12 protein-coding genes are annotated in these 13,547 nt (G+C 46.2%); 8 read left to right on the top strand and 4 right to left on the bottom strand.

Translation table 11 applies throughout. From position 1 onward, the window contains the following. Positions 1–31: 31 nt before the first annotated feature. Positions 32–841 (top strand): histidinol-phosphatase, encoded by an 810-nt coding sequence (locus AC5W2J_RS12985; RefSeq protein ID WP_496059879.1) that lies wholly within the window; start codon positions 32–34, stop codon positions 839–841. A 109-nt stretch (positions 842–950) separates the two neighbouring features. Further along, positions 951–1,835 (top strand): NAD(P)-dependent oxidoreductase, encoded by an 885-nt coding sequence (locus AC5W2J_RS12980; protein WP_496059878.1) that lies wholly within the window; start codon positions 951–953, stop codon positions 1,833–1,835. Positions 1,836–1,909: 74 nt separating this feature from the next. On the opposite strand, the gene AC5W2J_RS12975 is transcribed toward AC5W2J_RS12980, so the two are convergent. Then, entirely contained in the window at positions 1,910–2,104 is a 195-nt protein-coding gene (locus tag AC5W2J_RS12975; RefSeq protein ID WP_496059877.1) for a hypothetical protein, read from the bottom strand. A 69-nt stretch (positions 2,105–2,173) separates the two neighbouring features. On the opposite strand from AC5W2J_RS12975, the gene AC5W2J_RS12970 reads away from it, so the two are divergent. Continuing rightward, complete coding sequence (locus AC5W2J_RS12970; protein WP_496059876.1) at positions 2,174–3,274, top strand: SDR family oxidoreductase; 1,101 nt, start codon at positions 2,174–2,176, stop codon at positions 3,272–3,274. On the opposite strand, the gene AC5W2J_RS12965 is transcribed toward AC5W2J_RS12970, so the two are convergent. Continuing rightward, the gene (locus AC5W2J_RS12965; protein WP_496059875.1) at positions 3,271–3,852 is read right to left on the bottom strand and encodes an LOG family protein; all 582 of its coding nucleotides are present in this window, start codon (positions 3,850–3,852) and stop codon (positions 3,271–3,273) included. The two genes, AC5W2J_RS12970 and AC5W2J_RS12965, sit on opposite strands and share 4 nt — an antisense overlap. 156 nt (positions 3,853–4,008) lie before the next feature. Beyond that, a complete protein-coding gene (locus AC5W2J_RS12960; protein ID WP_496059874.1) occupies positions 4,009–6,435 on the bottom strand; it encodes an EAL domain-containing protein in 2,427 nt (808 codons plus the stop codon). Between the two features lie 234 nt (positions 6,436–6,669). On the opposite strand from AC5W2J_RS12960, the gene AC5W2J_RS12955 reads away from it, so the two are divergent. The 4 genes from AC5W2J_RS12955 (at position 6,670) to AC5W2J_RS12940 (ending at position 11,544) form a co-directional block, all read left to right on the top strand. Continuing rightward, positions 6,670–7,362 (top strand): YqjF family protein, encoded by a 693-nt coding sequence (locus AC5W2J_RS12955; protein ID WP_496059873.1) that lies wholly within the window; start codon positions 6,670–6,672, stop codon positions 7,360–7,362. Positions 7,363–7,585: 223 nt separating this feature from the next. After that, complete coding sequence (locus AC5W2J_RS12950; protein ID WP_496059872.1) at positions 7,586–8,821, top strand: Zn-dependent hydrolase; 1,236 nt, start codon at positions 7,586–7,588, stop codon at positions 8,819–8,821. Positions 8,822–8,835: 14 nt separating this feature from the next. Then, positions 8,836–10,071, top strand: a complete 1,236-nt coding sequence (locus AC5W2J_RS12945; protein WP_496059871.1) for a pyridoxal-phosphate-dependent aminotransferase family protein — start codon at positions 8,836–8,838, stop codon at positions 10,069–10,071. 21 nt (positions 10,072–10,092) lie between these two features. Beyond that, a complete protein-coding gene (locus AC5W2J_RS12940; RefSeq protein WP_496059870.1) occupies positions 10,093–11,544 on the top strand; it encodes a YfcC family protein in 1,452 nt (483 codons plus the stop codon). Positions 11,545–11,597: 53 nt separating this feature from the next. On the opposite strand, the gene AC5W2J_RS12935 is transcribed toward AC5W2J_RS12940, so the two are convergent. Then, positions 11,598–12,404 carry an alpha/beta fold hydrolase gene (locus AC5W2J_RS12935; protein ID WP_496059869.1) on the bottom strand — a complete coding sequence of 269 codons (807 nt, stop codon included), beginning with the start codon at positions 12,402–12,404 and terminating at the stop codon, positions 11,598–11,600. A 183-nt stretch (positions 12,405–12,587) separates the two neighbouring features. Here AC5W2J_RS12935 and AC5W2J_RS12930 point away from each other — a divergent pair, with 183 nt between their 5' ends. Then, the gene (locus tag AC5W2J_RS12930; RefSeq protein ID WP_496059868.1) at positions 12,588–13,523 is read left to right on the top strand and encodes a S8 family peptidase; all 936 of its coding nucleotides are present in this window, start codon (positions 12,588–12,590) and stop codon (positions 13,521–13,523) included. Positions 13,524–13,547 lie beyond the last annotated feature (24 nt).

Below are 13,547 nucleotides of genomic sequence, written 5' to 3'. Positions count from 1 at the left end.
ATCTGCTAAACTACATACAGGAGGGGATATTATGAATAAGTTTGATATGCATACTCATCACTATCGCTGTGGACATGCGAAAGGAACGATGGAGGATTATATTAAAGCGGCAGTGGATTCGGGTCTTCAGGTTATTGGCATCTCCGATCATTCTCCTTATTTTGCCGAAAAAACAGACCACCCTTATCCACACATAACAATGGCAGCAAGCGAATTTGAAGGGTACATACAGGAAATAGAAGCATTGAAACAAAAATACAAAGGCCGGATTGACGTGCTGGCAGGGGTGGAATCAGATTACTTCCCGAAAGCAGCCTCCACGTATAAGCATGCATATGCTAAATACGAGCTTGATTACATTATCGGCTCCGTTCATTTCGTTGAAGACAGGAACATTTTTGATAAGGACCGTTGGAAGGACATGACAGACGAAGAGATGCTCCGTGTGAAAAATAAATATTATCATTTGATTCAGCAGTCCGCGCGGAGCGGCATGTTTGATATTCTAGGACATATTGATGCGCTGAAAGGGTATTTCCCTTATATCGCAGAGCTGTACACTCCGGAAATAGAGCAGACGCTGAAGGTGATTGCAGAAACAGAAACAGCGATTGAAGTGAATACCTCCGGGAAAATGAAATACTGCGGAGGATGGTATCCTTCTGCAGGTATATTGGAAATGGCCTGTCATTACGGTGTGCCGGTAACATTTGGATCTGACAGCCACGTGCCGGAGCGCGTAGGCGATGAATGGGAAGAAGTCCGGCAGGTGCTCAAGGAGACAGGCTTTAAAGAGTGGCGCTACTATAAAGAAAGAAAACCGGTGATCCAGCCGTTGTAAGAGATATTAAAGCCTTCTCTGTCTTTTTTAGAAAGAAGGGTTTTAAGACTCCCGCATGGAAGGGTATACAAAACTAGAATACATAATTAACGAAAAGGTGGCTGAATCTATGGAAAAGCGTACATTGCAGACAATCGGCTTTGTTGGTTTAGGGGTAATGGGAAAAAGCATGGCAGCGAATTTAATGAAAGCAGGCTATACGCTGCTCGTATTCACCCGGACAAAAGAAAAAGCAGAAGACCTGATTAAAGAAGGCGCTTCATGGATTCCAACCGTCAAAGAACTGGCGGAGCAGGCAGATGTTGTCATTACCATGGTCGGCTATCCTTCAGACGTAGAAGAAATTTACTTTGGAGAAAAAGGAATTCTGGCAGGAGCCGGCCCGGGGAGCTACGTTATTGATATGACAACATCCAAACCAAAACTTGCCCGGACTATCTATGACCAGGCAAAAGAGAAAAATATCCACGCTGTCGATGCACCTGTATCAGGTGGAGACATCGGTGCCAAGGGAGGCACGCTTGCTATTATGGCGGGCGGAGATAAAGAAGCATTTGACGCACTGACAGACGTATTTGAAGCGATGGGATCAAATATCAAATGGCAGGGCGAAGCAGGGGCAGGCCAGCATACGAAAATGAGCAATCAGATCGTCATCGCGTCCACGATGATGGGCGTGGCCGAAGCCATGGTCTATGCTAAAGCAGCCGGCCTCAATCAAGAAGAGGTTCTCGAAAGTATCGGCACCGGCGCCGCTTCCAGCTGGTCTTTAACAAACCTTGCTCCAAGAATGATAAAAGGAGATAATGCTCCGGGATTTTATGTAAAACACTTTATTAAAGATATGGGAATTGCTATTGAATCAGCAGAAGAGCTCGGCATTGAAACACCCGGCCTGCGTACCTCTAAAAAAGTATATGAAGCGATGGCAGAAGCAGGCGAAGAAGACAGCGGCACCCAGGCTGTTTATAAATACCTGCTGGGACGGTCATAAAAAGTCCGTACAAAAACGCAAAAAAAGAAGCTTCTTCTAATGAGTCCTAGAAAGAAGCTTCTTTTATTTCACAATTACTCGTGTACGTCATAACCGAGCGAATTCGCTACTGTTTTGCGTTCAGCAGGAATAACTAGAAATGTTACCCCGTTATCATTAGAAACGATAATATGATTCGGCTTAGCTGCCGCCTCTGCTTCTTCTAAAGATTTGAACGCTTCTTCTGTTGTTGCTTCCATCTTTTGAGCTGTTGTTTCTTCATTTGCCATTGTGTCATCCCTCCTCTTTAAAATGTGTACCCGTTTTTAACGAAAATAAAAAGGAAAAGGAGAAATTCCGTGAAAAATTCTTATTTTATTACAGGTTTTCCCGGTTTTGTAGCAGGAGCGCTGCTTCGTGAGCTGCTTAAAGAAAAACCGGATACCGAGTCGATTTATCTTCTCGTACACCCGGACAAGCTGGAAGAGGCAGAAGAGAAAGCAAATGAGACAGCAAAAGCACGGGAATTTCCACGTACCCGCATTCAGGTTATTCCCGGTGATATTACAAAATCCGGTTTAAACATAGATTCTGCGTATGAAAAACAGATAAAAGAACAGGTGACCTACGTCTTTCACCTGGCGGCAGTATACGATCTGGCGGTCTCTTACCATTATGCCTATTCGGTCAATGTAACAGGCACACGAATGGTGAATGACTGGGTAAAACAGCTGCCGCATCTAAAACGCTATACGTATTTCAGCACTGCTTACATAGCGGGAAAGCGACAAGGGAAGATTTTTGAATCCCAGCTTAATGAACAGCAGTACTTTAAAAATAATTACGAACAAACGAAGTTTCAAGGGGAATTTCTTGTAGAAAAAATGCTGCGGGGAACCGTCCCGGTGACGATTATACGCCCTGGTATTATTATGGGGGATTCTGTAACGGGAGAAACGGATAAGTTCGATGGGTTTTATTATTTAATTAAAGCGATGCGGAACCAAACACAGGCTGCGTTTCGAGGGTATACGGGAAGCGGGGAAGCAGAAGGAAACTTTGTGCCGATTGATTACGTCATCCGGGCTTCGCTTTATCTGGCGCATGAAGCCATAGGAGAAAATCATACGTATCACCTGACGGATCCAAATCCTTATAAAATGAAAGAAATTCAGCGTATGCTTGCTCTTGAAATACATGGCACCGAACCAAAGCGTAAAGTCCCGATAAGTCTTCTTCGTATGCTGTTGTCTACAGGAGCCTTACGCAGAAAGCTGGGCATTCCCAAAGAAACGCTGGACTACTTTGAATACAAAGCATCATTTGATACGAGAAGAGCCAGGCAGGACCTGGAAGGATCAGGGATTGAATGCACAGACTTAAAAGAAAGAATCGCCCCGGCTGTTCAATACTTCGAACAGCATCAGGACGATCCTTCCAAATTTCCATTTCTTCGTTAAGTTTGAGAGCTGTCAATAATAGGAGCGGCATGAGGCGGCTCGTAAGAGCGCATGCCGGCGAGCAGCGCTGCTGCGTCGTTATTATATATCAGCATGGAGCGTTGGCTTTCTTCGAGAAAGCCTTCTTTCTGCATGTGTGCAAATAAGCTTAAAAAATGATCATAGTAATGATTAACATTCAGCAGGGCAACAGGTTTTCTATGTGCTCCGAGCTGGGCCCATGTGAACACTTCTGCTAGTTCCTCCAGCGTGCCGGGGCCACCCGGAAGAGCAATAAATCCGTCAGCAAGTTCTTCCATTTTTGCTTTCCTTTCGTGCATGGATTTTACAATAAAAAGTTCGCTCAATCCTTGATGGGAAAGCTCTCTCTGCTCAAGCATCTGCGGGATAACGCCAATGACGTTTCCGCCTTCCTGAAGCGCACTGTCCGCCAGGGCACCCATCGTTCCAACGGAGGCACCACCGTATATAATGTCGATGCCTTCCCTGGCCAGCAGTGACCCAAGGGCCGAAGCGGCTTCTTTATATTGCGGGCTGTTTCCCATTTTTGAACCGCAGAATACGGCAATTCGTTTCATTGGAAAAACTCCTTCTTTTTATTTAAACGTTTCATTTACTTTATTTGTTCTGCCAAAGCTTAGTTTTATCATAAGCTTATTGCCGCTGCCGTGACAAGTCCGGATAATGGGAAAAAACGGCCCCCGATTACTTCTGGAGGCCGGACGGATAGGGATTTAAGAAGAGATGGAGCCGTTTGACTTGTTTGCAAAATAGTTGGCTTCAATTTCCATGGGAGAAAGCGGTTTGCTGAAGTAAAAACCTTGAATATCCGAACAGTGATGATCTTCGAGGTAGGAAACCTGTTCGGCTGTTTCCGCCCCTTCTGCCGTTATGGAAAGGTTAAGGTGACGTCCCATCGCAATAATGGCACTGGTGATTTTTTCTGTTCGGTCGTCGGAGTGAATGTCTTTAATAAATGAGCGGTCGATTTTTAACCGCTGAATAGGAAATTCTTTTAAATAAGCAAGCGAACTGTGCCCCGTCCCGAAGTCGTCTATAGATAAAGACACACCCAAATCCCTGAATTTATTCAAAATGCCGATGGAGCGGTCCATATGATCCATCGTCATGCTTTCTGTCACTTCAAGCTCAAGCAGAGAAGGGGAAAGGTCATAGCGGTGCAGCACGGCAGCTACATAATCAACAATGTCGTCGGATTGAAACTGTTTGGGCGAGAGATTAACAGAAACCTGGATAGGAGAGCCTGCCTGTTCCCACTTTTTCGCCTGACGACAGGCCATATCGAGAATAACTTCTCCTAAAGGAATAATCAAACCGGTTTCCTCGGAAAGTGGAATAAACTCGCCCGGGCTTTTGATTTCTCCTGATTTTGTCCTCCAGCGGACCAGTGCTTCTACACCGACAATGGCACGATCAATACAGCTGATCTGCGGCTGATAGGCTAGAAAAAATTCATTGTTTGTAATACCGTGTTTTAATTCCTGCTCCTGCCTGAGCATGGTTTCCGTTTTTAAAGAAAGGCTGGCGTGGTAATACGCATAGGTGCTTTTACTTCTTGATTTCGCTGCGTACATTGCTATATCTGCATGCTTCATTAATTCATCTGAAGTTTCTCCATCTTCCGGTGCTACGGCAATGCCGATGCTGAGGGACATATACAGGTTATGGCCGAGAACCTGGATGGGCTGCTCGAATGCTCTAATAATGGATTCTGCTACTTCGGTCGGATAATTATCATGCTCTATTATAGGCAGCAGAATGGTGAATTCATCTCCGCCGAGCCGGGCGAGGACAGCCCTGTCATCTATACACTCCTGCAGCCGCAATGCAGCACCTTTCAAGAGCAGGTCTCCTACAGAATGACCGAGCGAGTCATTAATCATCTTGAATCGATTGAGGTCGAGAAAATATAAAACGGTTTTTTCAGTAGATACAGCCAGCGTTTGTTCAATCTTATTAACAAAATAGCGGCGGTTCGGCAGGCCGGTCAGCTGATCAGTGTAAGCAATCGCATGGATTTCTTCTTCAGCCTCCACCTGGGCGGTAATATCCCTGACTATCCCGTGAATGCCTTCAAGTTCACTGCCCAAATACATTGGGATTAACGTGGTGTTTAAATGAACGGGATGGTCTTTAGATTGAATAATAGAGTCAAAACTGGAAGGTTTTTCTTCTGAAACTACTTTTCGGAACTGATAAGACAGATGATCCATTTCTTCTCCGGAAAATACTGAGGACAGGTTAACATTTTTCCATTTGTGCTCGGGGATACCGATCAGCCGGGAACCGGATTTATTCATCTTCGTAAACCTGCCGTTAAGATCGGTCGTAAAGATAGCATCAATACTGTGGTCAAGCAGTGACTGATAGCGGTGTTCATTATCAGAAAGCATGACCGTCTGGGAAGCGAGGCGTTTATCTGTAAAAGCACCAACTACAAAAAAGCACTGAATCATTACAATAAAGGCGCTCACAATGATAGCAGTCGTCGTTAAGTCAATGCCGCCGGAATGATCGTGGTTCATGTCTCCTGTAAAGGATGCAGCATTCATTCCAATATAATGCATGCCGCTGATCGCAATGCCCATCAATACCGCACTGACTAATTTATATAAAAATAATGTAAAGGAAGCATCCCTCATGGCCAGCTCATAAAACATCTTCAAAGCAGTCATGGAAGCAAGAACAGCAACCAGAATAGATAAAGCGACAAGAACATAATCGTATGAAATCGTAAAGCCTTCTATTGCGGCCATTCCAATATAATGCATGGCAGAAATGGAAGCTCCCATAAACAAGCCAGCCAGGACGAGCCGTCGGTTATTCAGCCTGGATTTCAGGTTAATCGTAAAAAAGGCAATATGGGACCCAATGTAGGCCGCAGCAAAAGAAAGTATCATCATCCATTGGTTGTACACCATGGGCATATCCATTTCGAACGCCACCATGCCGACAAAATGCATAGACCAAATGCCAAGGCTCATTACAAAAGAACCTATATATAGCCAAATTCTGCGCTTCCAGCCGTTTGAATGAATCACACGTGAAGTTAAATCCAAGGCGGAGTAGGCTGCAAAAGAAGCGATAAAAACAGATAAAAGGACAATCCAGTAGTTATATGATCCGGTAAATGCTTCCATAATCCCCTCCGTTAACAAGTAAGCATAGTTGTTTTCTCATTATATCGTCAATATTTGGAAATTTTTAAATATTAATTAGGTAAAAAGTATCAATACTAAAGATATAATATTTTTATAATACTGCTCGTGAACGGCAACTGCAAGCAATTTGCGTAAATTAAAAGCAAGATCCTGTCTACAAGCTGCTTTTCCTTTTATACTTATAGGACCAAAAGGAAATGAGGAGCTGATCCTATGGAACCAAGGCTGTTAAAAATGAGGTGGGAGAAGGCTCTATTTGCGCATTGGGACTGGGATCCCATCGAAGTGGAGGCTCGTCTTCCCAAAGGGCTGCAGCTCGATACATTTAACGGAAGGGCTTATTTGGGAGTAGTGCCTTTTCTAATGGAAAATATTCGGCCGGCTGTAATGCCGGACGGGACCGGGCTTGCTTTTCCCGAGCTGAACCTGCGCACTTATGTCACTTTGAATGAAAAAAAGGGTGTTTATTTTTTTAATTTGGATGCTTCATCAGCACTGGGCGTCTACCTTGCAAAGAAGTTATTCGCGATCCCTTATTACCAGGCAGATTTTTCTGTGTCCTCCACGCCGGAGTGGATACAGTTTGCCCATAAGCGAAGGAATACGTACACAAGATTTGACGCCGTGTACAAAGGAGATGGAGAGATCTTTTACGCGGAGAAGGGAAGCCTGGAACATTGGTTAACAGAACGATATATTTTTTACACGAGCAGAGGCAGAAGCGGCTTATTTGAGGGCCGGATTGCCCATACACCCTGGCCGTTGGAGAAAGGAAGCTGGAAAGCATCGCAAAATGACTTGTTTCAGGCCAACCACTTCGCTGAACCAGTATCCCATCCTCACCTTCTGTACAGCAGCGGCATTGATGTAACGGCTTCACGGTTAATAAAACTCAGCAAAAAATAAGCGTCCATCAGCGGACGCTTATTTTTTTGTCATATTATCTGCCATAAGGCCGTTTAAGAGAAAACGATACTTTCGCCTTTGTGACATATACGAAAAAGTATATTTGATTTTTACTGGTCTGAATAACCAATAGAATATAATTTTTTTGGACAAGGTAAACAATGATTGTCTGAAAAATTCGACTTATACTTACGTCAACTAATACAAGACGGGAGTGAAGGCGATGCTGGCTGTATGCCAAGTAGATGAAAAACAGCTCTGGGATGGACTAATGGCCTTCCGGCAGATCGGGCGGGATAACAAAGGCGGCATTACAAGACTGGCCCTCTTACCTGAAGACATGGAAGCAAGACGCCGGTTGATCGAATACATGAAAGAAGCCGGCCTGGATGTCCGGGTTGATAATGTAGGCAATATTATTGGAAGAATGGAAGGAAGTATTCCTGGTGCTCCCGCGGTTATTGCGGGCTCCCATATTGATACGGTCATAAATGGCGGTCCCTTTGACGGGACCCTTGGTGTAATAGGCGCTGTTGAAGCGGTGAGAGCGTTAATGAAAGCGGAAATTCCTATAACCCATCCCATAGAAGTAGTTTCTTTTCAAGACGAGGAAGGCGTTCGTTTCGGGGCCGGCTATACCGGCAGCAGAGGAATGTTTGGAAAAATAAGCGACGACACATTGAAGCTTAAAGATGATCAGGGCATGACGTATAGAGAGGCCTATGAGCAGGCAGGCTTTGATCCTGCTGAGTTTCATAAAGCTGTCCGGGCTCCGGAAACGGTCAAAGCATATATAGAAATGCACATCGAACAAAGCAGGCAGCTGGAAGAGCAGCAGCTTTCCGTAGGCGTGGTAAAAGACATCCAGGGGCCGCTGTGGCTTCAGGTGAAAGTAAAAGGAATGGCCGATCATGCAGGAGCTACACCGATGAATATCCGCTCGGATGCGGCCCTGGCGATGGCTGAAGTGATGCTGGAGGTGGAACAGGCTGCTGTAGACGAAGGCGGAGTTGGTACAGTAGGAAAGCTAAAAGTATATCCAGACGGAATTAACATTATTCCGGGAGAAGCGGCCTTTTCCATTGACTTCCGTCATACAGATACAGCCAAAAGAGAGCGAATGCTCTCCCGCGTGAAACAGTGCTTTCAGGCACAGGAGATAAAGCGGAATGTACACATAGAACACCACATAACCAAGCAGGTGGAGCCGGCTTCCTGCTCCGAAGAGATTAGAAAAATGATCGCAGACAGCTGCGTTTCCGCGGGTCTTCCAGTATATGAAATGAACTGCGGTGCCGGCCACGATGCATTACTCCTTGGGGAGCATGTCCCATTTGGAATGATTTTTGTCCGCTCCAGACAGGGGATCAGCCATCATCCGGATGAATGGAGCGATAAGGCGGACTGTATTAACGGCGCGAATGTACTTCTGGAAACCATTCGCAGGCTGGCAGAATAAGAGGAGGAACTACCATGATGCAAGGATTACACATACCACAGCGCACCATCATGACACCGGGACCTGTTGAGGTTCATCCACGGGTAAGGCAGGCGATGTCCAACCGTATGCTGGGCCAGTTTGACCCGGCTTTTACGTCGATTATGGATGAGACGATGGAGCGGCTGCGTCAGGCCTTCCAAACGAAAAATAAATGGGCGTTTCCGGTGGATGGGACGTCAAGAGCAGGTATTGAAGCAGTCATGTGCAGCCTGATTGAACCGGGGGATAAAGTATTGATTCCGATCTTTGGACGGTTTGGCTATTTGATGGCAGAAATCGCCGAGCGGTGCGGGGCCGAGGTATTCCGCATGCATGCCGAATGGGGTACGGTATTTGATCCGGACGATGTTATTGCAGAAATAAAAAAGGTGGATCCTAAAATAGTCGGTATGATTCATGGCGACACGTCCACTGGACGCGTGCAGCCGCTTGAAGCGATTGGAAAAGCGTGCCGCTCCCAGGATGTACTGCTTGTGGTAGATGCCGTAGCGACTGTAACGGGCATGGATGTAAAAACGGATGACTGGTGTATTGATGCAGTTATCGGCGGTACACAAAAATGCCTTTCCGTGCCTTCCGGGCTTGCTCCGCTGACATATAACGACCGGGTGGAAAAGGTAATAGCCGAGCGGAAAAACATCGAGCAGGGGCTTGTACAAAAGGAAAAAACCCCCAATCCAAGAAGGATCCACAGCAATTATTTTGACCTGACGCAGCTTCAGGACTATTGGAGCGAAAGCAGGCTGAACCACCATACGGAAGCGACACATATGATATACGGGCTTCACGAAGGGCTGCAGGTAGTGCTGGAAGAAGGACTCAAAGAGCGCTTCAGCAGGCACCGTTACCATGAGCAGGCGCTGATAGCCGGGCTGGAAGCTATGGGACTTACCTTGTTTGGGGACCCGGCAGCGAAGCTTACGACCGTAACGTGTATTACTATTCCTGAAGGAATAGACGGAGACGAGGTCAGGGATTTTCTGCTGCAGCAGTTTGGCATTGAAATTGCTTCATCTTTCGGTCCGCTGCAGGGGAAAATATGGCGGATCGGTACGATGGGCTACAGCTGCCGGCAGGAAAATGTTCTGCAGGTTCTGATGGGACTGGAGGCTTCTCTTATTTATGCAGGCGCCGCTGTTCACAAAGGCGAAGCCGCCCGGGCAGCACTGGACATTTATACAAAACAAAAACAGCCGTTATTGGCTTAAAATCAAGGAGGATTTATTCATATGCAGTCAGCTAAAAAGCCGGGACCCTCTTCTGAAAAAAACATAGAAACTTCTGATTCTCCGAAAAAAGGAAGCCGGTTCTCCTTTCCGCATATATACGTGATTCTTATTTTGTTTATCGCTATTATGAGTTTAGCTTCTTATATTGTTCCCGCGGGGGAGTATGAAAGAATAGAAGGTCCGGGCGGTCGGGAAATGATAAACGCAGAAGAGTTTTCCTATATTGATGCCGCACCTATCGGCATTATGGATTTTCTGACTGCAATCCCGCAGGGGCTGATTGATGCAGCGCCGGTCGTCTTTTTTACCTTCATGATTGGAGGCGCGTTCTATGTTTTTAAAGAAACCGGCCTGATCCAATTTGGTGTGCAGTACTTAACGACCACATTCCAGCACAGGAAAAAATTAATTATTCCTATTCTGATGGTGGTATTTTCCATGATTGCGGCGTTTGTCGGAACGCCCGAATTAAGCCTGGTGTATATACCGATTCTTATTCCGCTGATGATTAAACTGGGGTACGATAAAATGATGGCAGCCGGTGTGGCACTCATTGCCACGTCGGGAGGTTTTCTGGGCGCTATTACCAATCCGGGAACGGTCGGCCTTTCCCACCAAATTGCGGATCTGCCGATGTATTCCGGAGCAGCTTACCGCTTCCTCGTTCTTTCCTTTATTATTCTGGCCGGCGTGTTGTTTCTGCTCCGGTATGCAAGAAAATTAGAGAAAAATCCGGAAATAGCTGCGGCAGAAGCAGAAGAGTTCTGGAAACACAATGACGTGCAGGAAGAAAAGATATTTATGAATACAAGACAAAAAATTGCCGGCATTACCGCCCTGCTGATGTTTGCAGGGATGGTCTTTGCAGTGCTTCAATTTCAATGGGATTTTGTGGCGCTCGCCGGGTACTTCCTGGCAATGGGGATTATTGTTGGAATTATTGCCGGTATGTCCGGTAATGAAATCAGCGACAGTTTCAACAACGGATTCAGGGAAGTGCTGATGGGGGCAATGATTATTGGGATCGCCCGTGGTGTAGCGGTCGTGATGGAAGAAAGCCAGATTATCGACACCATTATTTTTGCACTGGCTTCCGTGGTCAGCACGATGCCGTCTTCGGTAACCGTACTTGGTATGCTTGGCACGCAGGGATTATTTAATTTCTTTGTTCCATCCGGAAGCGGCCAGGCGCTGATTACGATGCCTATTATGATCCCGCTTGCCGATATTGTCGGCACGACCCGGCAGACAGCAATCCTTGCCTTCCAGCTTGGAGATGGGATTTCCAATATTATTTTTCCTACGTCAGGATACTTCATGGCTGTTCTCGCTACCGCAGGCATTTCCTGGTGGAAATGGGCAAAATTTATTATGCCGCTTATCATCGCCTGGTTTTTAATAGGCGCGGTGTTTCTGCTGATCGCCCATGGTATTGAATGGGGACCTTTCTAGAAAACAAAAAAACGCTTCTCTTCCTTTATCGGAGAGAAGCGTTTTTAATTCTTTTATTTACTGAAAAAGGAAAGAAGCTCCTGGTTGAATTTTTCTTTCTCTTCAAAAAAGAGACCATGGCCGCTGTTTTCAAAAGGTACTAAAGTAAAATCGCTGATACTCTTTTCAAGTTCCAGGGAGAAATCAAAGGGGCATATCTTATCTTTACGGCCGTGCAGGCTTAAAGTTGGCACGTTAATGGACGAAAGGTCCCCGCGCACATCTTCATCGCGGAGCGACTCGGCAGAGTGGATCGTGCCATAGGAGGAAGCTTCCATGCCGAGGCTGTGGAAATGATGGGCGTAGGCATCGGATATTTCGCCGGCGAAAAACATTTTGCCGAATTCTTCGAGCATAACCGGCCGGTCTGATTTTAAGTTATTGATTATGTCATCCACTCCCGATTTCTCGAGTCCGTGCGGATAATCATCACGCTGGGTAAACACTGGAGCCGCCGGAGCCATGAGTACAAGCTTGGACACTTTGTGGCTGTTGTGTCTTGCCATATAACGAATGGCGATCGGGCCGCCCATGCTGAAACCGCCCAGAATTACGTCTTCGAGTCCAAGCGCATCGATAACTTTTTTTACATCATCTGCTTTTGTGTTGTAATCATAAGAAGCCCAGGGCTTATCGGATTTACCATAACCGCGCAGGTCAATTCCGATAAAGCGGTAGCCTTTCTTTGGCAGTTCGTTCATTTGGTATTCAAACATCTTGTGATTAACAGGCCACCCATGAATAAAAACGACCGGCTGTCCTTCTCCGAGGTCTTCCACAAACAGCTGTACATTCTTTTCTACATCTACATAGTGTCCCATTTACAAAACTCCTTTATATAAAGTGTGAATCATCATCCCGTTTATTAGTGCTTACTTACTCATAGTACCCGGCTGACCTGGGCATAAAACACTATATTCGTGATCAGGTTGTTGAATACGTCTGAATCTCCCTTTAGATAGTATACCGGCGCAGGCAGGCTGGTTCACAGAGGAGGATATTATATGAAAAACGTTCATTTAATCCCGTTTAAGCACGAACAGCACGTTCACGTATCATCGACCATTCCAACGGGCATAGACCTCGTAGAAGCTCCGGTGTTGTGGAGTGAAGCAGATCAGGGGAGCGGCAATGTGATTGCGGTTATCGATACAGGCTGCCAGACGCATCCTGATTTAAGAAACCGTATTATCGGAGGCCGGAATTTCACAGATGATTTCAGAGGAGATTCGGAAAACTACACGGATAACAACGGGCATGGAACGCATGTGGCAGGAACCATCGCAGCATCGGAAAATGGCGGAGGCATCGTCGGCGCTGCCCCGAAAGCCGATCTTCTTGTGTTGAAAGCTTTAAAAGGAAATGGCAGCGGACAGATGGACTGGATTGTCCGGGCTATAGATTACGCGAGAACGTGGAGAGGAACCGGAGGACAGAAAGTACGGATTATTTCTATGTCCCTGGGCGGGCCGGAAAGCATTCCTGCGTTACATCAGGCTGTAAGAAATGCCGTCAATGCCGGTATTTCTGTCGTCTGCGCGGCTGGAAATGAAGGGGATGGAAATATCGATACAGACGAATTTGCATACCCGGGAGCCTACAACGAAGTTATTCAGGTAGGAGCCGTAACGTTTCGTAAACAGCTGTCTGATTTTACAAATACAAATGATGAAATTGATTTAGTGGCGCCGGGCGTCAACATCCTATCCACCTATCTGAATGGAGGCTACGCCAGGCTGTCCGGTACGTCGATGGCAGCGCCTCACGTCGCCGGCGGACTCGCTTTATTGAATAATATTGCCGAAAACGGGTTTGAACGTCCGATTACGGAACCGGAGCTTTATGCCCAGCTTATCCGCCGCACGCTTCCTGTTGGATATCCGATGACCGCAGAAGGTAACGGCTTTATGGCTCTGGGTCTTGTGAAAAATCTTGGCTGAAAAAAGCGCCACAGATATAAAACA

Source organism: Sinobaca sp. SA16-1 (assembly GCF_059510515.1).
Note: the sequence above shows the minus strand (reverse complement) of the source record. Positions and strands in the feature narration are given on the sequence as shown.